The organism is Blautia sp. MSK18_10 (assembly GCF_020553185.1).
GTDB classification, from domain to species: domain Bacteria; phylum Bacillota; class Clostridia; order Lachnospirales; family Lachnospiraceae; genus Blautia_A; species Blautia_A wexlerae.
On sequence record NZ_JAJCGT010000030.1, the window covers coordinates 24,150 to 44,540 of the forward strand.

A 20,391-nucleotide genomic window follows, 5' to 3' on the forward strand; every position below is an offset into this window, starting at 1 on the left:
AATCTTTACTCCTTTTTCTTTATTACCTGTAACTGTACAAATACGCATTATTTAGTAAAATCTTTCTCGTACAGAACAATATATCCATCTCTGTCTATACGTTTCTTAGATACATTTCGTTTAAATTTACGGATTCCTCCCTGTGATTTTGCAATCGCAGCATCTATCAGTTCTTTTACTGCGCCAACATTCATAGGAGAATCCTCTTTCTGGTTAATTCCAATCAGATTATACAGCGCAAGCATTCCCATCTGATCAATAGCATAACCATTCTCTTTTGTATAAACCCTTGCAAAATTGACAAGTTCATCATTGGTAAACACAGGAATATTGATCATTGAAGTAAACTTCTTTGCGAATTTCGGATATCTGGCAATCAGTTTTCGCATACCAATCTTCTCATCTTCCACGATTACTGTAAGTCCGTCTGTATTAACTTCCATGGCTTTGTCAAGCATCTCTACTGTTTCCGGTGTCAGCTGATTTGCATTTTCGATCACAAGAAAGCCACCTGCCAGCTTTGAAAAAATCTTATAAATATTTTTTCCGTTGATCTGATCTGCAAAAACATATGCTACTTTTGACGCTTCCAGATTCAGTTCTTTACAGATTGCCGGAATCAGGCCTGAGATCAGTCTGGTCTTTCCGCATTCCTTACCGCCCATCACAATAATATTTCCAGTTTTAGAAGTCTTGTCTGCTGCAGCCATCTGTACATCATATAAAGTATCCACAAGCTGCTCTTTCATACCCGGAACCTTTACAAAATATGTAAATAACTGCTTCTCATTATCTGTAAGTTCTTTTTCTCTTGGTACGATATCCCTTGGATCTGCTCCATTTTCCGGCTGGATAGATTCTATAAAACGTTCCAGCTCCTCTTCTTCTGTCAGGGGTTGGGCTTCTTCCGTTCCCTCTGTATCATCTTCCGGATTCAGATCTGTATTCCCAATCGGTCCATGGAGAAATTCCTCTTCAGCTCTTCTGAGATCTTCTTCTGTAACCTCATCTTCTTCTTCAGCTTCTTCTATTTCCGGCTGCACCGGTATTTCCTTTTTCGGTTCTTCATCCGGCTTTGGATCAGCAACCTTTATATCTTTTATATCTCCGCTGAGGAAATCCGGTTCTTCCAGTTCCTCTGAAATATCATGGGCTTTTATTTCTTTATCATCAACATCAGTTTCTGAACTTTCTTCCTGTACTTCTTCTGTTTTTGACTCTTCTTCCTTCGGAATCTCAATTCCCTGCGCACTGGCAGCAGCAAGGATCGTATCCTCCAGATTCAACTCTTTCCCTTCCAGATCAAAAGAATCCATATTCAGTTTCGTCTCAGCAACTTCCTCAACTTTCGGCGGTTTGCTCAGTTCCATATTTTTCATGGATTCCGGAATATTTAATTCAGGCATCTTAATTGCAGCCATGGGTTCTGCCCCCGGTTTTTCAGGTTCTGCCTCCAATTCCGGAACATTTTCAGGTTCTTTCTGTGACGCATCACTCTTTATGATTTCTTCCGGAATCTCATCTTCCCTGGTGATACCGGCCTCGTTAACCATATCCATGGATTCTTCCGGAAACTCTTCTTTCTCTTCCTGAGTCTTACCTCCAAAGACATCCCTGATCCCCTTTGAAATCTTTTCCTGAATGCCTTCCATGCTGACCTGAACTTCCGGCTCATTGTTTTCTGTCGTTTCTTCCACTTCTTCAGCTTCAGGCTCTTCCTGCGCTTTTACTTCTGTTTCCGTTTTTTTCTTCTCCAGTTCTTTCGCCTGCTCTGGTGTAAGAAGTTTCGGAACAAACTGTTTCTCAAATTTTGCTTTCTCAGCACCTGTCAGCTCACCCATTCTCATTTTAAGATCATAGGCTTTCATAACATATTTGCCTTCACTGAACCAGAGAATGATTTCATTGCATAAATCCAGACATTTCTGTTTTTCTCCTGCTTTGTAATACAGGGCTGCCAGTTCATATGACCATTTCTCTGTAAATTCCTGTTCTTTATACTCTTCCAGGATTCTGATCTGCTCATTTAATGAAGAATTTTTTGCCCTTGCAATCTTGTACTGCAGAATATATTGTGTACTGTCATTCGAAGCCACCTGCTTATACTCTTCAAAAAATTCTTCTGCTTCATTGATATCATCCATTCGCAGAGAGATCTCAATCAGACGGTAAAGAATATTTTTTCCAATAGATGCCTTATGATATGCAAGAAGGAAAATCTCCTTACTGTCCTCATATCTTCCGTTTGCTGCATATATTTCACCGACAACACATAAGGTGCGGACATTTTTGACGCGTCTCCAGTCTATGCTGTCTACAATGTTCATGGCACCTTTATAATCTTTGTCCTGAACCAGCTTATTAATCTCTTCAAGTTTTATCCGAAATTCTTCTTTATCCAATGCATTCACCAACTTTCCATAATTACGCTCAGTGTATCATAAGCCCGTACCCTTGTCAAAAGATTGTTTCTTCTTACACAGGCTGTGATACTGTTCCCTGAACTACCTGAAATACCTTATTTATCTGAAACTGATGACTGATAAAATCATCCAGCCCTGTACATGTTATCAATGTCTGGATATCACTGATACTGTCCAGAAGATAATTCTGCCTGCTGCTGTCCAGCTCGGACAGAACATCATCCAAAAGCAGAACCGGTGTGTCTTTTATTTTTCTCTTTACTATATATATTTCTGATAATTTAAGTGAAAGCGCCGCTGTCCTCTGCTGTCCCTGAGAACCGTATTTCCTGATATCAATCCCATTTGCCATTACACACAGGTCATCTCTGTGTGGGCCTGCGGATGTCAGTCTCATCCTCATATCTCTTTCTCTGTTGGCACAAATGGTACTTTCCAGTTTCTCTGCTGTACAGTCCGGTTCATAAATAACGTTCAGTTCTTCCAATCCCCCTGTAAGATTACCATGTATTTTTCGAACCGTTTCATTTAGTTCTTTAATAAATTCACTGCGCTTGTCAATAATCTTCCGCCCATATTCAGCCATCTGTATATCCCAGATATCCAGTGTATCTTTAAGTGAAGGCTGAACACTGAGATCCTTCAGCAATTTATTTCTCTGATTTACAATATGGTTATATGAAGCCAGATCTGTAAGATATATTTTATCTAACTGGCACAGTTCCAGATCAAGAAATCTCCTTCTCTCACCCGGACCATTTTTTATAATATTCAGATCCTCAGGAGAAAAAAACACCAGATTAACTACTCCGAAAAGCTCACTGGCCTTCCGGATAGGAAGACCATTGATCGCAACGCCTTTTGCTTTATTCTTTTTAAGATGCATATCAATCCTGTAGGAAAGCTCATCTCTTTTTACCATCATCCTGATATGAGATTCATCCTTTCCAAACTGAATCATATCCTTATCTCTGCTTCCTTTATGCGATTTTGTAGTTCCGCAAAGATAAAGTGCCTCCAGGATATTGGTCTTTCCCTGAGCGTTATTGCCGTAAAATATATTCGTCCCCTGTGCCAGATCGAGTTCCAGAGAATCATAATTTCTGAAATTTTTTAACTGAACAGATTCAATATACATTTATTCACCTGATCACTTTAATTTCTTTTCCATCATAAGAAACGATGTCACCTTCATAAACCTTTCGGCCACGACGGTCATCTACCTCTCCGTTTACTTTTACCAGTCCGTCAGTGATCACATATTTCGCTTCAACCCCGTCCTGAACCATATCTGCAAGTTTCAGTAACTGCCCCAGTTTTATAAATTCATCTCTGATCTTAATTTCTTCCATTTTCATTTACTCCCTATCTTGCCTGATTCTGGTTGATATTTACAGGCAGAATCAAATATGTGTAATTTTCCTCGTCATCCCTGATAAAACATGGTGCTTTTGGATTTACGAGGTAGATACTGATTGTTTCATCGTCGATTACTTTGAGTGCATCGATCAGAAATCTTGGATTAAAGCCAATAAGGATATCTTTGCCCTCTTTATCAATATCAATATTTTCATTCATGGAACCCATTGCAGAATCAATACGTAATTCCATAGAATTATCTGTAATTTCAATAATGATCGGTTTCTTTTCTCCCTCTCTTACCAACAGAGTGGCTCTGTCGATACAGTCCAGAAATTCTTTTTTATTAATTTTAATTTTGGTTTCGTAATCGCTGGAAAGCATCTGATCAATACGGAAATATTCTCCATCGATTAATCTGGAAACAACAATAGTCTGGTCAAACTCAAATAAAATATGATTTTTTGAGAAATAAATATTTACAATATCATCAATTTCACCGGATAAAATCTTACTGATCTCATTAAGTGTTTTGCCAGGTACCACCACTTTGCGGTCAGCATAATCTTTTTTCAGTTCCATACGTCTGATCGCAATACGATGTCCATCGAGAGATACTATTTTCAGGTAGTTATTTTTGATTTCAAAAAGTTCACCGGTCATCAGCTTATTGGTTTCATTGGAGGCAATTGAGAAAATAGTCTGTCTAATCATCTCTTTTAATGTGAATTGAGAGATAGTAAGACTTTCTTCTTTCTCAATCAGTGGGAGATATGCAAAATCTTCTCCGGATTTACCAGGTATCGTGAATTTTGCTTTCTCACAGGTAATGGTGGCAGTAAGTTTCTCATCTGTTTTAATAGTTACCGTATTGTCTGGCAGTCGACGAATGATTTCATAGAAAATTTTTGCATCCAGCGCAATGATTCCTTTTTCTTCAATGGTTCCATCAACAATTGTTTCTATACCGAGTTCCATATCATTAGTAGTAAATTTGATCTGGTTTGTAGTAGCATCAATCAGAATACATTCCAGAATTGGCATTGTTGTTTTAGAGGGAACTGCTTTCAGTGAGATGTTTACACTTTTGAGCAAGTTGATTTTCTGGCAAATGATTTTCATAATGTGTATAACTTCCTTTCTTGGGTGATGTGGTTTTTTATAGATAAATATATAAAAGGAATCCGTCGTCGCCGCCGTAGGGGATGTGAATATGTGAAAAACTCCATTGAAGGTTGATTTTTCAAGGAGTTCGGATATGGATAACTTCGTGTAAAGGTGTGCTTAAAGTATGTGTATAACTTGTGTATAACCGAAGCGCCCAAAAAGCGGCGAAAAGTTATACACACTTATGCACATTCAATCAACATCTTATACACATGTTATACAGTCAGTTATCCTCATCCCTGTGGATTAATTTTTTTCTTTAAAGTTTCGATGGTGTTTTTAAGGTTTTCATCGTTGTTGATTTCTTTTTCAATTTTGTCGATGCCGTGCATAATGGTAGTATGATCACGATTTCCAAGACATTTTCCGATAGATTTCAGCGGAGTTGAGATGATTTCTCTGCATAAATACATGGCAATCTGGCGGGGGGTTACAATTTTGGAGTTACGCTTATTTCCACAGAGGTCATCCACTGTAACATCAAAATGTTCAGCAACCATGGAAATAATATAATCCGGCGTGATGACTTTCTTTTCATCTGGGGAAATAATATCCTTTAACGCCTGTTCGGCAAGTTCAAGTGTAACTTCCTTTTTTTCAAGTTTGGCAAAAGCCATCACCTTGTTGATCGCGCCTTCCAGTTCGCGGATATTGGATTTAATATTGTTTGCAATGTATTTGATTACTTCCTCGTTAATATCATATCCATCCATTTCTTCCTTCTTATGAAGAATTGCCATTCGGGTTTCGTAATCCGGCAGTGTGATATCTGCGATCAGGCCCCATTCAAATCGTGAACGGAAACGTTCTTCCAGGATTTCCATATCTTTTGGAGGTTTATCTGACGAAATAATAATCTGTTTTTTGGCACTGTGCAGGCTGTTAAAGGTATGGAAAAATTCTTCCTGTGTAGATTCCTTTCCTATAATAAACTGAATATCGTCGACAAGAAGAACATCAATGTTTCTGTATTTTTCACGAAACTTGGTCATTGCCGAGTTATTTCCATTACGGATTGTTTCGATCAGTTCGTTGGTAAACTCTTCACTGGTAACGTAAAGTACTTTGCTGTTTTCATCATGATCAATAATGAAATGAGCAATAGAATGCATCAGATGAGTTTTTCCCAGACCTGCACCGCCATAGATAAAGAGCGGATTGTAGGTATCACCCGGAGATTCGGCAACTGCAAGAGCTGCTGCCTGGGCAAATTTATTATTGCTTCCGACTACAAAGGTATCAAAAGTGTATTTTGGATTCAAATGAGCTTCCTCGCAGCGTGCGTCCTGAGACTGCGCTTTTGGAGAAACTTCCTCTTTTTTCGGAACATCTTCCGGCAATATGAAATTGATGTCACAGTTTTCCATTCCGGTAACTTCACTGATCGTTACCTGAAGTGGAAGTTTGTATTTTTTACTTATATAATTGAGACCTACCTGCTCTGAAGGCACGATAATAGTGACAACATTGTCAACTACTTCGTAAACAGTAAGTGGTTTTAGCCAGGTATTAAAAGAAACGTCTGACAGATCATGTTCTGTCTTGACGATTTGCAGGATTTCGTCCCATTTTTCCACAACTTTGTTCATTTTCTGGTTCTCCCGGTTCGTATTACTTCTATATTAAGTGTGTATTGATAATATTGAGTTTTCCACAAACTCTGACCGTATTCTTAAAAAAGACATAAATATCCTTATATATATTATAATAAAATGCCTGTTTTCGCAATGTATATTTGAGGGAAATGTGGAAAAAAGTTATCCCCACTTTTTATGTGGATTAGTGTGGATAACAGTGGAAAAGCCAATTCCGGTTACCATAATGTGACGTTATTCTTTTAAAAACGATAAAAAATGGGGATAATTTTATGCACAGTAAGAAAAGTAGAAATAAAAGCATTTTTTTGAAGATATGTGTAAAATAGACAGGAGAAAGTGGAAAGATATATAGGTATTCCACAAGTTATCCACAAGTTATCCACAAAATGTGGATAATATTACGTAAACCAATTATGTAATCCACAATGGCATAAAAAACCATTTAAATCTTTGTGTAAATAATACTTGACGAATCCACCCTTTATGAATATAATTGAAATGATGTTCTAATAAGTAAAGTTGGCGGGCAGGAGAGCTGTAGAATCCGGTGTCTGTCATACTTAAAAAGTTACAAAATTTAACATGGATAATAGATAAAGGAGGTGCTTTACCTATGAAAATGACATTTCAGCCAAAAAAGAGATCTAGAGCAAAAGTTCATGGTTTCAGAGCTCGTATGAGCACAAAGGGTGGTCGTAAAGTATTAGCTGCCAGAAGATTAAAAGGAAGAAAGCATTTATCAGCCTAAGAATAAGACCGCAATTATGTGGTCTTTTCTTCTCTTAAAAAAGAGATCAGGAAAGGGGATTCTATGCAAAGATCAGAGTCCTTAAAAAAAAATCAAGATTTTCAAAAAGTATACAGAAATGGAACATCAAAAGGTAATCGGTATCTGGTGATGTACGTACTGAAAAATCAGTACATGAAGAATCGTCTGGGAATATCAGTAAGTAAAAAAGTAGGGAATAGTGTGGTTCGCCACAGACTCACCAGATTGATAAGAGAAAGTTATCGGTTGAATGAAGCGGAATTTGAAAACAGTTTGGACATTGTAGTAGTTGCACGCCCACAGGCAAAGGACAGAACCTATCAAGAGATAGAGAGTGCGCTGATGCATCTGGCGGGAAAGCACTGCATAGCAGGTAAGAACAATGATAAAGAAGTTTCTGATCAGAATAATTAAACTCTATCAAAAGTATATATCACCGATGAAGAGAACAAAATGTCCTTATATTCCCACATGTTCTCAATATGGTTTAGAAGCAATCGAAAAATATGGTGCATTAAAGGGCGGTCTTCTTGCGGTATGGAGGATACTTCGCTGTAATCCTTTTTCCCACGGAGGCTATGACCCTGTACCGTAAAGACAGGAATGTACTTGAAAATTGAATATTGATCGATCGAAGGAACCTCCTGTCATTTATGGATTCTAGGAGGAAATGAACTTGGAAATGATTTTAGCGACAAAGAGTAGCACTCCTATCATTGGTCAGCTTGCGACCGTTATGGGATGGATCATGGATGGTATTTACAGATTGCTGAATATCTTTGGAATTCAGAATATCGGTCTTTGTATTATCATCTTCAGTATCCTTATTTATGCTCTTATGACCCCACTGCAGATTAAACAGCAGAAATTCTCTAAGCTGAGTGCGATCATGCAGCCGGAACTTCAGAAAATTCAAAAGAAGTACAAGGGAAAAAACAACGATACTGCTGCAATGCAGAAAATGCAGGAGGAAACACAGGCTGTATATCAGAAATACGGCGTATCTCCTACAGGAAGCTGTGTACAGCTTGCAATCCAGTTCCCTATTTTGATGGCCTTATATCAGGTAATTTATAAAATTCCGGCATATGTAGGAAGTGTAAGGGATATCCTTGCATCTGCAGTTACCAGTATTACAGGTGTAAACGGATATACAGATATCCTTCAGCAGTTTATCACAGATAATAAGATGACAAGAGTTCAGCTTATTATGGATGGAAGTAAAGCTACAAGTAATTCAGTCACAGACTTTTTGTATGCATTATCACCTTCCCAGTGGAAAACACTTGCTGAGACAAGCCAGTTTGCAGGATTTACTGATACGCTGAACAGCACTGCAAAAGAGATTTCACATGTGCAGAATTTCTTTGGTCTGAATATCGCTGATCAGCCACTGACTTATATTAAAGCAGCTTTTGTAGGTGGATCTGCTCTTCTTGCTATCGTTGCGATTCTTATCCCGATTCTTGCGTGGGCTACACAGATGATCAACTTAAAACTGATGCCTCAGGCAGCACAGCAGAGCGGCGATTCACAGCAGGATGCAATGATGAACTCCATGAAGACAATGAATATGGTAATGCCGTTGATGTCAGCAGTATTCTGTTTCACATTCCCTGTAGGTCTTGGTATTTACTGGGTAGCAAGTGCTGCAGTAAGAAGTGTGCAGCAGGTTGTTATCAATAAAAAGATGGATAAGATCCAGATTGAAGACCTGATCAGTGAGAATATGAAGAAGATGGAAAAGAAGCGTGAGAAAGCGGGACTTCCACCTCAGAAGATTACAAATCAGGCCCATCAGAGCGCCAAGAATATCAATAAGATTGAAAAAGGCAGCAGCAATACAAATGTTGAGACAAGAGCCAAGAAGGTTGAAGAAGCTTACAAAGACGCTGCGAATGCAAAACCTGGCAGCATTACTGCAAAGGCCAATCTGGTAAAAGCATTTGATGAGCGTAATAAGAAGAAGTAGTCAGGAACGGAGGGGTTGGCATGGAGGATTATATCCAGTTTTCAGCGAAAACAAAGAGTGAAGCAATTACAAAAGCATGTATCGAGCTTGGCGTATCCAGTGACCAGCTTGAGATTCAGGTAATAAGTGAAGGCAGCAACGGATTTTTCGGAATCGGAAGCAAGCCTGCAGTAATTAAGGTTCGTAAGATTGAGCCGGTTTCTGAGGAAGAAGAAATGAAGGAGATCGTAGAGACAGTGAAACTCGATTCCTTCAAAGAGGAAGCCCCGGTTCAGGAAGAAAAGAAAACGGAAGCTATAAAACCGGTAAAGAAAGAAATCAAAGAGCCGAAAGCTGTTTCTGAGAAACCAAGACAGCCAAAACCTGTAAAGGAAAGGGCTGCAAAAGAAAAACAGCCGAGAGAATTCAGAGAGCCAAAAGAGAAACAAGTCAGAGAAAAGACGGCTAAACCAGCAAAGCCTGTTGAGATCCTTACAGATCCGGAAGAGATTAAAGAAGTAGAAAACAGAGCAAAGGTATTCCTTCTTGATGTATTTGCGTCCATGAATCTTGGAGAAGTAGAGATTACATCTGAATATAACACAACGGACGGAAGTCTGGAAGTTGACTTTGAAGGCGAAGATATGGGAATCCTTATCGGCAAGAGAGGCCAGACTCTGGATTCTCTTCAGTATCTGACGAGTCTTGTGGTAAATAAAGGTAAATCAAATTACATTCGTGTAAAACTTGATACAGAAGATTACCGCAAGCGCCGTAAAGAAACTCTTGAGAACCTTGCAAGAGGTATTGCTTATAAAGTAAGAAAAACCCGCAAGCCGGTTATTCTTGAGCCAATGAATCCTTATGAGAGAAGAATTATCCATTCTGCTCTTCAGGGAAATAAATTCGTTGAGACAGTCAGTGAGGGTGAAGAGCCTTACCGTCATGTAGTGGTAAAATTAAAAAGAAATTAATAATATGACTGCTTCATTGCAGATATGAAAAAAGAATGTTATTCTAGGTGAAAGCGTGAATAACACGTAACTTTGCGTGTGTACTTTTGCCTGGAGTAACATTTTTATTTTACGGAAAGTCTTGTATATATACCAGAGAGATTACACACTTGCAGAAAAAAATAACAGTAGTCAGTGTGATTTTCCTGTTATGTATATAAGATGACAGAATTATTGTAACAGTCTACTGTTCCGCAGGGGCGGAACTATTATAGAACAGGCAAGTGAGGAGAAAAAAATGGAAACAACAATCGCAGCAATTTCCACAGCCATGAGTGCGTCCGGAATCGGAATCATCCGTATCAGCGGCGAGAATGCCATGGATGTGATTTCCCGTATCTACAGATCAAAAGGCGGGAAGAAAAAAATAAAAGAAGTTCCGACTCATACCATTCATTATGGATATATTTATGATGGAGAGGAACTGATTGATGAGGTTCTGGTAATGATTATGCATGCACCGAGGACTTTTACAGGAGAAGATACAGTAGAAATAGACTGTCATGGTGGTGTATATGCTATGCAGAGGGTTTTGGATACAGTGCTGAAAAATGGTGCCGAAATTGCAGAACCAGGAGAATTTACCAAACGTGCCTTCCTGAACGGACGGATGGATCTGTCCCAGGCAGAGGCTGTTATGGATGTTATACAGGCGAAAAATGAATATGCGCTTCGCAGTTCCATGGATCAGTTAAGAGGTTCTGTGCAGAAAGCAATCCGAGATATCAGAGAAAAGCTGATTTATCACATTGCATATATAGAATCGGCACTGGATGATCCGGAACATATCAGTCTGGATGGATATCCCCAGGAACTTCTGGAAGTTGTGGATAATGAACAGAAAGAAGTGAAGCGCCTGTTGAAAACTTCTTCTGACGGAAAGATGATCCAGGAGGGAATCCAGACAGTTATCCTCGGAAAACCAAATGCCGGAAAATCCTCACTGTTAAATCTTCTGATCGGAGAAAACAGGGCTATTGTGACAGATATTGCAGGAACGACCAGAGACATTCTGGAGGAATATATCACACTTCATGGAATATCTCTGAAGATTATTGATACAGCCGGAATCCGGGAAACAAAGGATATTGTGGAAAAAATAGGGGTAGACAGAGCCAGAGAAATGGCACAGAAAGCAGATCTGATTCTTTATGTAGTGGATTCTTCTGTTCCGCTTGACGAAAATGATGAAGAAATCATGGAAATGCTTACTGGAAAAAAGGCGATTATCCTGTATAATAAAACTGATCTTCAGCCGGAAATCCAGCCGGAAATCCTGAAAGAAAAAACAGGACATCCGGTAATTCCGATTTCTGCAAAAGAAGAAAAAGGCATTACAGAACTGGAAGAACAGATTAAAGATATGTTTTTTGGAGGAGAGATTTCCTTTAATGATGAGGTATATATTACAAATGCCCGTCATAAAGCAGCATTGGAAGAGGCTGACAGAAGCCTTGATCTGGTCAGAAACAGTATCGAAATGGGAATGCCGGAAGATTTCTTTTCTATAGATCTTATGAATGCATATGAAAATCTGGGTAAAATCCTCGGAGAGTCTGTTGGTGAAGATCTGGTAAATGAGATATTCAGCAAGTTTTGCATGGGTAAATAAAAATCAAAAATCGCCTTCGGCGATTTTTGAAAGAATAGGATGAGCAGTTGTAAAATAAAAGGAGACAAAATGAGAACGTTAGTAGAAGATTATGATATTATTGTAGTCGGTGCCGGTCATGCCGGATGTGAAGCAGCACTTGCGGGCGCGCGCCTGGGCCTGAATACAGTGATGTTTACTGTAAGTGTAGACAGTATCGCATTAATGCCATGTAACCCGAACGTAGGCGGCAGTTCCAAAGGCCATCTGGTAAGAGAGCTTGATGCCCTGGGCGGTGAAATGGGAAAAAATATTGACAAGACCTTTATCCAGTCCAAAATGCTTAACTGTTCCAAAGGACCTGCAGTGCACTCCTTACGTGCGCAGGCTGACAAACAGGCATACAGCAATGAAATGAGAAAAACGCTTGAAAATACACCTAATCTGACTATTAAACAGGGAGAAGTAACAAAACTTCTGGTCGAGGACGGAAAGATTACAGGGGTAAAAACATATTCCGGTGCAACTTATAACTGTAAAGCTGTGGTCCTCTGTACAGGAACTTATTTAAAAGCAAGATGTATTTACGGTGATGTAAGTAATTATACAGGACCAAACGGACTGCAGGCAGCCAACTATCTGACTGATTCTCTGAAAGAGCTGGGAATTGAAATGTTCCGTTTTAAAACAGGAACACCTGCCCGTATTGCCGGAAATACAATTGACTACAGTAAAATGGAGGAACAGTTTGGAGATGAGAGAGTTGTACCATTTTCATTCTCAACTAATCCGGAAGATGTTCAGATAGAGCAGAAATCCTGCTGGCTGACATATACAAATGAGAAAACTCATGAGATCATTCGTGCAAACCTTGACCGTTCTCCATTGTATTCCGGTATGATCGAAGGAACCGGTCCGCGTTATTGCCCGTCAATTGAAGATAAAGTAGTCCGTTTTGCAGATAAGAATCGTCATCAGGTATTTATTGAGCCAGAAGGTCTCTATACAAATGAGATGTATATTGGTGGAATGTCCAGCTCTCTGCCGGAAGATGTGCAGGAAGAAATGTATCATTCCGTACCGGGACTGGAACATGCAAAAATCGTAAAAAATGCATATGCCATCGAATATGACTGTATTAATCCACGTCAGTTATATCCTACACTGGAATTTAAGAAAATCAAAGGACTGTTCAGCGGCGGTCAGTTTAACGGAAGCTCAGGGTATGAAGAAGCAGCGGCGCAGGGACTGATCGCAGGAATTAATGCTGCTCTGGAAGTTAAAGGTCAGGAACAGCTGATTCTTGACCGTTCTGAGGCTTATATTGGTGTTCTTATTGATGATCTGGTAACAAAAGAAAACCATGAGCCATACAGAATGATGACCAGCAGAGCGGAGTACAGATTACTTCTCCGACAGGACAATGCGGATCTGAGACTTCGTAAAAAGGGATATCAGGCAGGGCTCATCAGTGAAGAGGATTATCAGAAAATCCTTACGAAAGAAGAACAGATAAAAACAGAGATCAGCAGAGTAGAACATACAAATATCGGAGCAAACAAAGAGGTTCAGACCCTTCTGGAAAGCTATAACAGCACACCGCTGAAATCTGGAACTACTCTGGCAGAACTGATCCGCCGTCCGGAACTTTCTTATGAAGCAATCAAACCACTTGATAAAGAACGTCCGGAGCTGCCATGGGATGTACAGGAACAGGTTGACATTAACATCAAGTATGATGGATATATCCGCAGACAGTTAAAACAGGTAGAACAGTTTAAGAAACTGGAAGCAAAGAAAATCCCGACAGATCTTGATTATGAGAAAGTTGGAAGCCTGAGAATCGAAGCACGTCAGAAACTGGAAGCATACAGACCGATTTCAATCGGACAGGCTTCCCGAATTTCAGGAGTTTCTCCTGCTGATATATCAGTTTTACTGGTGTATCTTTCCAGTACGAAATAATTAATATAATACGCTTTAATGTGCTTATAAAAACAAGAAATTGGCAAAAAATATTAAAATAGTGCATAAAAGAGTAAAATAACGGACTGTAAATAACAGATTAAATCATAAAAGCACATAAAACAACCCTGTAAAATATACAAAAATAAATAAATAAAGGTAGAAAAAGGAGAATAATACATGCCGTATAATCTGACGACATTGGAAAATGGATGCAGAGAACTGGGTATAGAGCTGAGCCAGAAGCAGAAAAATCAGTTTATCCAGTTTTATGAATTTCTGGTAGAAAAAAATAAGGTTATGAATCTGACAGGTATTACTGAGTTTGAGGAAGTACTTACAAAGCACTTTCTTGACAGTCTTGCCTGTGTAAAAGCCATTGATATGACAAAAGTAAAAACAATTATGGACATCGGTACAGGTGCCGGATTTCCAGGTGTGCCTTTGAAAATTGCTTTTCCACATCTGGAGGCATGTCTGCTGGATTCTCTGAAAAAGAGGGTAAACTTCCTTGAGGAAAGTTTTGAGCTTCTTGGATTAGAAGGGATTAAGGCGATTCATGGAAGAGCAGAAGAGTATGCAAAAAATAAAGAGTATCGTGAGAAATATGATCTCTGTGTATCCAGGGCAGTATCAAACCTTGCAACTCTGTCAGAATATTGTCTTCCTTATGTAAAGACAGGAGGAACTTTCATTTCCTATAAATCAGGAACTGTACAGGAAGAGGCAGAAGAAGCAGAGAAAGCAATCAATATCCTCGGTGGTCAGGTGAAAGACATCACATACTTTAAATTGCCGGACTCCGAGATTGACCGATCCCTTGTCATTATAAATAAGAAAAAATCTACACCTGGAAAGTATCCGCGTAAAGCAGGAACACCATTAAAAGAACCATTGTCATAATAAATCTATGTATAGTTGTCTCATGAAATCTTCTGGCAAAAAATGCCGAGATTTCGGGACAGCTATTTTTTTCAAACAAACATCACAGAATAATCACACTTTTATCCTAATTTCATCACAACTTCATCATAAACTATTTTTATAGAGATGTCCTCGGGTTCCCCCATTCTCTGTTTCACCTGGGGACATTTTCTATATTTTATTTTGGCAAAAATTAAGAGGAGGAGAACACATTGATTGAAGTAAACAATCTGGTTAAACGATATGGTAACCATACGGCAGTTGACCACCTTTCCTTTAAAATAGAGAAAGGCAAAATCTATGGATTTCTGGGACCAAACGGTGCAGGAAAATCCACTACAATGAATATGATAACCGGATACATCGCATCCACCGAAGGAACCGTCAAAATTGACGGACACGATATCCTCGAAGAACCGGAAGCGGCAAAGAAATGTATCGGTTATCTGCCTGAACAGCCACCGGTCTATTTTGATATGACTGTCCTGGAATACATGAAATTTGTGGCAGATCTCAAGAAAATCCCAAAAGATAAAAAAGCAAACATGATCGAAGAAGTCATGGATATGGTAAAGATTTCAGACATGAGAAACCGTCTGATAAAGAACCTGTCAAAAGGTTACAGACAGAGAGTTGGTCTTGCTGAGGCGATTATGGGGTATCCGGAGGTGATCATCCTGGATGAGCCGACAGTAGGTCTTGACCCTAAACAGATTATTGAAATCCGAACCTTAATTAAAGAATTAAAAAAGAAACATACCGTTATTCTCAGCTCGCATATACTTTCTGAAGTAAGCGCGGTATGCGATTACGTGCTGATCATTTCTCATGGAAAACTGGTAGCAAGCGATACTCCTGAGAATCTTGGAAAACTTGCAGAGGGATCCAATACTCTGGAGATGCTTATTAAAGGTGAAAAAACACAGATCAGGCAGGCTCTCGAGGGAATCGAGGGAGTCAACAGCGTAACAATGGAAAAAGATGAGAAACAGAATCTCTGGAGTGTGAAAGTTTCAACAGAGGAGCAGAATGACATTCGGGAAGAAGTATTCTACAAAATGTCGGAGATTAACAGCCCAATCTATGAGATGAAGTCCAGGAAAGTATCACTGGAGGAAATCTTCCTTGAACTTACTGCATCCGATAAACCAATATCTGCAGACGAAGTCCCAAATACACCTGAAGATAAAGATACTGATGCCGGTAAATCAAACGAGACAAACGTAAAACAGACATCAGCAGAAATACCGGAAGAACAGAATAATGATAAAGGGGGAGAGAAATAACCATGACAGCTATATATAAAAGAGAGCTGAAAAGTTACCTGACATCCATGGTAGGATATTTATTTATCTTTTTCATTCTTGTACTGACAGGTATTTATTTTTCAGCATATCAGCTTTCAGCAGCATATCCGAAATTTGAATACACCTTAAGTGCAATTACCTTTGCATTCCTGATCGGAGTACCGATTTTGACTATGCGTGTACTTGCAGAGGAAAGAAAACAGAAAACAGATCAGCTGCTTCTGACAGCACCGGTTTCTGTGAGCGGTATTGTAATAGGTAAATATCTTGCACTGGTAACTGTATTTGCTGTTCCGATGGCAGTTATGTGTACTTATCCGCTGATTATGTCCAGGTTTGGCACAGTAGAGTTTGCATCTGCATATACAGCAGTCCTGGGATTCTTTCTCCTGGGATGTGCAAATATTGCAATCGGTGTATTTATGTCAGCATTAACTGAGAGCCAGGTAATTGCAGCGGTACTCACATTTGTTTTCTTATTTGCATTTTACATGATGAATGGTATTTCTTCATTCTTCTCTCAGACATCTATGTCGACATGCGTGACATTTGGGTTATTGATCCTAGCAGCAGCCATCATTATCTATACCATGATCAAGAATATTCTGATCTCAGCAGCGATCGGTGTGATCGGAGAAGTGGCACTGATTATTATTTATGTAGTAAAATCCAGTATTTTTGAGGGCGGTATTCAGAAAGTCCTGGATGTGTTTAATCTGAGCGGACACTTTGATAATTTTACAAGTAACATCTTTGATATAAAAGGAATTGTATATTTTCTTTCTGTGATCGCAGTATGCCTGTTCCTTACAACACAGTCTATTTTGAAGAGACGCTGGAATTAGTGGGGAGGTGAAAGAAAATGAAACTGAAAGAAAAGATGAAAAATAATAAGCATAAAAAATTTGACAAAAAGAAACTGATTGGCACCATCAGTAAGAAGCATATCAAAAACGGCTCTTACACAATGGTTATGTCAGTGGTATTTATTGCAGTAGTTGTAGTGCTCAACATGATCGTAAATGCGATTCCGTCCAAATATTCAGAAATTGATATCAGCAGCCAGAAACTCTACAGTATTGGTGATGATACAAAAGCAATGCTGAAAGATCTGGACAAGGACGTAACAATTTACCAGATTGCACAGAGCGGTTCTGAAGATGAAAATATTACCAATCTGCTTAAGAAATATGAAGATGAATCCAAGCATATTAAAGTAGAGCAGAAGGATCCTGTAGTAAATCCTAAATTTGTAACGGAATATACAAGTGATGATCTTTCTGCAAACAGTCTGATCGTTGTATGCGGCGACAGAAATAAAGTCATTGATTACAACAATATCTATGAGAGCACAATTGATTATCAGACCTACAGCTCTCAGACTACCGGTTTCGACGGTGAAGGTCAGATCACAAGTGCAATCGGATATGTAACATCCGAAGATCTCCCGATCCTTTATACACTCGAGGGACATGGTGAGAAGGAGATGGATTCTACTATCAAAGAAGACATCGAGAAGGCAAACATGGATATTCAGTCTCTGAATCTTCTTACAGAGGGAAGTGTTCCGGATGATGCAGACTGCCTGTTCATTGATTCTCCATCCACAGATATTTCAGAAGATGAAAAGACTGCTATTATTGATTATCTTGAAAATGGCGGAAAGGCGATGATTTTCTCTGATTATACAACAGAAGACCTGCCAAACTTTGATGCAGTTCTGGAAAACTATGGTGTTCAGAGAGAAGCTGGAATCGTATTTGAAGGTGATAATCAGCATTATGCAATGCAGATGCCATATTATCTGGTTCCGACTATAAACAGCACAGATGCAAGCTCTGAGACTGTTTCCGGAGGATATTATGTACTTGTACCATATGCACAGGGAATCAAAAAAATGGATGATGTAAGAGATACCGTAACGATCAACAGTATCCTCACCACATCAGACCAGGCATATTCCAAGACAGATCTGAACAGTGATACTCTGGAGAAAGAAGACGGAGACGAAGCTGGCCCATTTGATCTGGGAGTAAGCATCACAGAGACTCTGGATGATGACAAAGAAACGCAGATCGTATACTATTCAACTTCCAATCTGATGGAATCACAGGTAAATCAGATGGTATCCGGCGGAAATGAGAAGCTGATCATCGAATCCTTGAAGTGGATGACAGACACAGAAGACAGTGCAACCGTATCTATCCCATCCAAGAGCCTGTCTGTATCTTATCTGACACTTACAGACTATGATGCTGCATTCTGGAAGATCTGCACCATCGGTCTGATTCCTGGATTCTTCCTTGTTGTAGGGTTTGCAGTTTGGATGAAGAGGAGAAAAGCTTAAATGAAGAATAAAACTGTAAAAATGGTTCTTGCAGTTGTAGTTCTTGGTGTCTGCTGCGGGGCTTACGCAGGTGTAAAAACCTACGTAGCCCATCAGGAGCAGAAAGAATCCGAAGAAGATTCTGAAGAAAGCACAACTGTATTTACTGCATCAACAGATAACATTAAATCTCTGGATTTTATGGTTGATGATACAGAGACAACATTTGAAAAAGATGATGACAGTTGGGTAAAGAAAGACGAAACAGATTTTCCGGTAAATCAGACTACTCTGGACAGTGCAGCATCTGCTATTGCATCTGTCGATTCAGACAGAGTTCTGGAGGACGTAGATGATCTTTCAGAATATGGTCTGGACTCTCCGTCAAACACGATTAAGATTGTAACAAAATCTGATGAGGAAGATGGCGATGACATAACAACTACACTGTATGTGGGAGATGAAAATTCCTCCACCAGTCAGTATTATGTAAGAAAAGATGATGATGAGAAGACAGTATACCTGATAGATTCTTCCTGCGTAGAGCCGTTTACCAAATCATTGAATGATTATGCGCAGATGGAAGATTTTCCTGCAATTTCCAATACAGATACCATTACAAAAATTTCTGTACACGGCGATAATTCCTATGAATTATCAAAAGACGAAGATACAAGTACCTGGTCAGTAAAAGGCAGCGAGGATGAAGAAAAAGCAGACTCAGCTACCGTAAGTTCTCTGGTATCCTCATTCGGAAGCATGGCATATAGTTCACTTGCAGATTATAAATGTGACGACAAGAGCAAATATGGTCTGGATAAACCATATGCAACAATCACAGTAGATTATCAGGAAGAAGTTGCTGATGATGACACACAAGATGATACGACAGCTTCCGGTGAGACGGCAGATGAAGATGCTTCATCTGTGGAAGAAAACAGTGACGATGCTGAACAGGATACAGAATCAGATGAAAGCGTAAATGAAACTACGGATGAAACATCTGAGGCTGAAGATATTGACAGCGAAGAAGCAGGAGACGAAACATCAGAAAACTCAGACAGTGCATCAGACGATGAGGATTCTTCGGAAGAAGAAACTAAGATGGCAGATAAGCAGCTTACAATTCTTGTTGGAAATGAAACAGATGACAGCAGCAGATATGTCATGGTAAATGACAGCAATGAAGTCTATACGATGTCAACGGATACTCTGTCCGCGCTCACTGATAAATCAGAAGAAGACTTCTGGGATATGACAGTAAGTTATGTATCTTTAAACAGCCTCGGAAGCCTCAAAGTAAATTATCAGGGCAGTGATTATAAAGTAAATGTTTCACGTGAAACATCCACAGATGATGATGGAAACGATACAGAAACAGTTACCTATAAACTGAATGGTTCTGATCTGGATGAAACAACATTTACAACATTCTACAATAAACTGATCAACATGACAGCTCAGAAACGTCTGACAGATAAATATGAACCTGACGGTGATGCAGAACTGACAGCTACATTTACAGAAGAAGACGGTGATACACAGGAAGTTGCATACTATAGCTACGATACAAACTATTATGCAGCAGTGGTGGATAATAAAGTATATCTCGTAAATAAGATGAATGTAAAAGAACTGTTCACAGCATTTGAATCAGTTGTTGGAACAGAAGAAGATAGTTCAGATAAGACAGATTCAGACGAAGCAACAACAGATGATACTAAATCAGATTCAACAGATATGCCAGGTGAGAGCATAGAAGAGTCCGATGACAGTACATCTGAAACAGCCGGCATAACAAACGATTCTGATACATCCGAAGAGGAGAATACAGATTCTCAGGAAACGGACAGTACAGAAGAGTAAAAGAATAAACGAATCTATAAAAAAGTGAGGCAGGCATATAGAATTTCTTCCATATGCCTGCCTCACTTTTTGTTGTACTAGAGCGTGTCTGAAAAACATTTTAAATTGTTTATTTTAACCAAATTAATATTG

At 39.2% G+C, this 20,391-nt stretch carries 17 protein-coding genes; 12 read left to right on the forward strand and 5 right to left on the reverse strand.

The window, feature by feature from the left end; translation table 11 throughout:
* Positions 1–47 precede the first annotated feature (47 nt).
* The 5 genes from LI074_RS12080 to dnaA all read right to left on the reverse strand — a co-directional run bounded on the left by LI074_RS12080 (position 48) and on the right by dnaA (position 6,538).
* On the reverse strand, positions 48–2,402 hold the full coding sequence (locus tag LI074_RS12080; RefSeq protein ID WP_243261891.1) for a hypothetical protein: 2,355 nt from the start codon (positions 2,400–2,402) through the stop codon (positions 48–50).
* A 73-nt stretch (positions 2,403–2,475) separates the two neighbouring features.
* Positions 2,476–3,561, reverse strand: a complete 1,086-nt coding sequence (recF, locus tag LI074_RS12085; RefSeq protein WP_008708000.1) for a DNA replication/repair protein RecF — start codon at positions 3,559–3,561, stop codon at positions 2,476–2,478.
* Positions 3,562–3,565: 4 nt separating this feature from the next.
* Positions 3,566–3,775, reverse strand: coding sequence for an RNA-binding S4 domain-containing protein (locus LI074_RS12090; RefSeq protein ID WP_008708001.1), 210 nt, complete (start codon positions 3,773–3,775; stop codon positions 3,566–3,568).
* 13 nt (positions 3,776–3,788) lie between these two features.
* A complete protein-coding gene (dnaN, locus tag LI074_RS12095; protein ID WP_055053962.1) occupies positions 3,789–4,904 on the reverse strand; it encodes a DNA polymerase III subunit beta in 1,116 nt (371 codons plus the stop codon).
* Between the two features lie 278 nt (positions 4,905–5,182).
* A complete protein-coding gene (gene dnaA / locus LI074_RS12100; RefSeq protein WP_008708003.1) occupies positions 5,183–6,538 on the reverse strand; it encodes a chromosomal replication initiator protein DnaA in 1,356 nt (451 codons plus the stop codon).
* Positions 6,539–7,160: 622 nt separating this feature from the next.
* Here dnaA and rpmH point away from each other — a divergent pair.
* The 12 genes from rpmH to LI074_RS12160 all read left to right on the forward strand — a co-directional run bounded on the left by rpmH (position 7,161) and on the right by LI074_RS12160 (position 20,259).
* A complete protein-coding gene (gene rpmH / locus LI074_RS12105; RefSeq protein ID WP_008708004.1) occupies positions 7,161–7,295 on the forward strand; it encodes a 50S ribosomal protein L34 in 135 nt (44 codons plus the stop codon).
* Between the two features lie 63 nt (positions 7,296–7,358).
* Positions 7,359–7,730, forward strand: a complete 372-nt coding sequence (rnpA, locus tag LI074_RS12110) for a ribonuclease P protein component (RefSeq protein ID WP_008708005.1) — start codon at positions 7,359–7,361, stop codon at positions 7,728–7,730.
* Positions 7,699–7,911 carry a membrane protein insertion efficiency factor YidD gene (gene yidD / locus LI074_RS12115; protein WP_008708006.1) on the forward strand — a complete coding sequence of 71 codons (213 nt, stop codon included), beginning with the start codon at positions 7,699–7,701 and terminating at the stop codon, positions 7,909–7,911. Before rnpA ends, yidD begins: the two co-directional genes overlap by 32 nt.
* Positions 7,912–7,998: 87 nt before the next feature.
* Positions 7,999–9,288: a YidC/Oxa1 family membrane protein insertase gene (locus LI074_RS12120; RefSeq protein ID WP_070100001.1), complete on the forward strand. Its 1,290-nt coding sequence runs from the start codon at positions 7,999–8,001 to the stop codon at positions 9,286–9,288.
* 20 nt (positions 9,289–9,308) lie between these two features.
* Positions 9,309–10,241, forward strand: coding sequence for an RNA-binding cell elongation regulator Jag/EloR (gene jag / locus LI074_RS12125; protein ID WP_055058227.1), 933 nt, complete (start codon positions 9,309–9,311; stop codon positions 10,239–10,241).
* Between the two features lie 277 nt (positions 10,242–10,518).
* The gene (mnmE, locus tag LI074_RS12130) at positions 10,519–11,892 is read left to right on the forward strand and encodes a tRNA uridine-5-carboxymethylaminomethyl(34) synthesis GTPase MnmE (RefSeq protein WP_020993344.1); all 1,374 of its coding nucleotides are present in this window, start codon (positions 10,519–10,521) and stop codon (positions 11,890–11,892) included.
* A gap of 69 nt (positions 11,893–11,961) precedes the next feature.
* A complete protein-coding gene (gene mnmG, locus LI074_RS12135; protein WP_173698234.1) occupies positions 11,962–13,836 on the forward strand; it encodes a tRNA uridine-5-carboxymethylaminomethyl(34) synthesis enzyme MnmG in 1,875 nt (624 codons plus the stop codon).
* Positions 13,837–14,016: 180 nt separating this feature from the next.
* Positions 14,017–14,739 carry a 16S rRNA (guanine(527)-N(7))-methyltransferase RsmG gene (gene rsmG, locus LI074_RS12140; RefSeq protein ID WP_020993346.1) on the forward strand — a complete coding sequence of 241 codons (723 nt, stop codon included), beginning with the start codon at positions 14,017–14,019 and terminating at the stop codon, positions 14,737–14,739.
* A gap of 233 nt (positions 14,740–14,972) precedes the next feature.
* The gene (locus LI074_RS12145) at positions 14,973–16,046 is read left to right on the forward strand and encodes an ABC transporter ATP-binding protein (protein ID WP_008708017.1); all 1,074 of its coding nucleotides are present in this window, start codon (positions 14,973–14,975) and stop codon (positions 16,044–16,046) included.
* Positions 16,047–16,048: 2 nt separating this feature from the next.
* Positions 16,049–16,912, forward strand: coding sequence for an ABC transporter permease subunit (locus LI074_RS12150; RefSeq protein WP_008708018.1), 864 nt, complete (start codon positions 16,049–16,051; stop codon positions 16,910–16,912).
* Positions 16,913–16,929: 17 nt separating this feature from the next.
* Positions 16,930–18,414: a GldG family protein gene (locus LI074_RS12155; RefSeq protein ID WP_008708020.1), complete on the forward strand. Its 1,485-nt coding sequence runs from the start codon at positions 16,930–16,932 to the stop codon at positions 18,412–18,414.
* A complete protein-coding gene (locus LI074_RS12160; protein ID WP_243868827.1) occupies positions 18,415–20,259 on the forward strand; it encodes a DUF4340 domain-containing protein in 1,845 nt (614 codons plus the stop codon).
* Positions 20,260–20,391 lie beyond the last annotated feature (132 nt).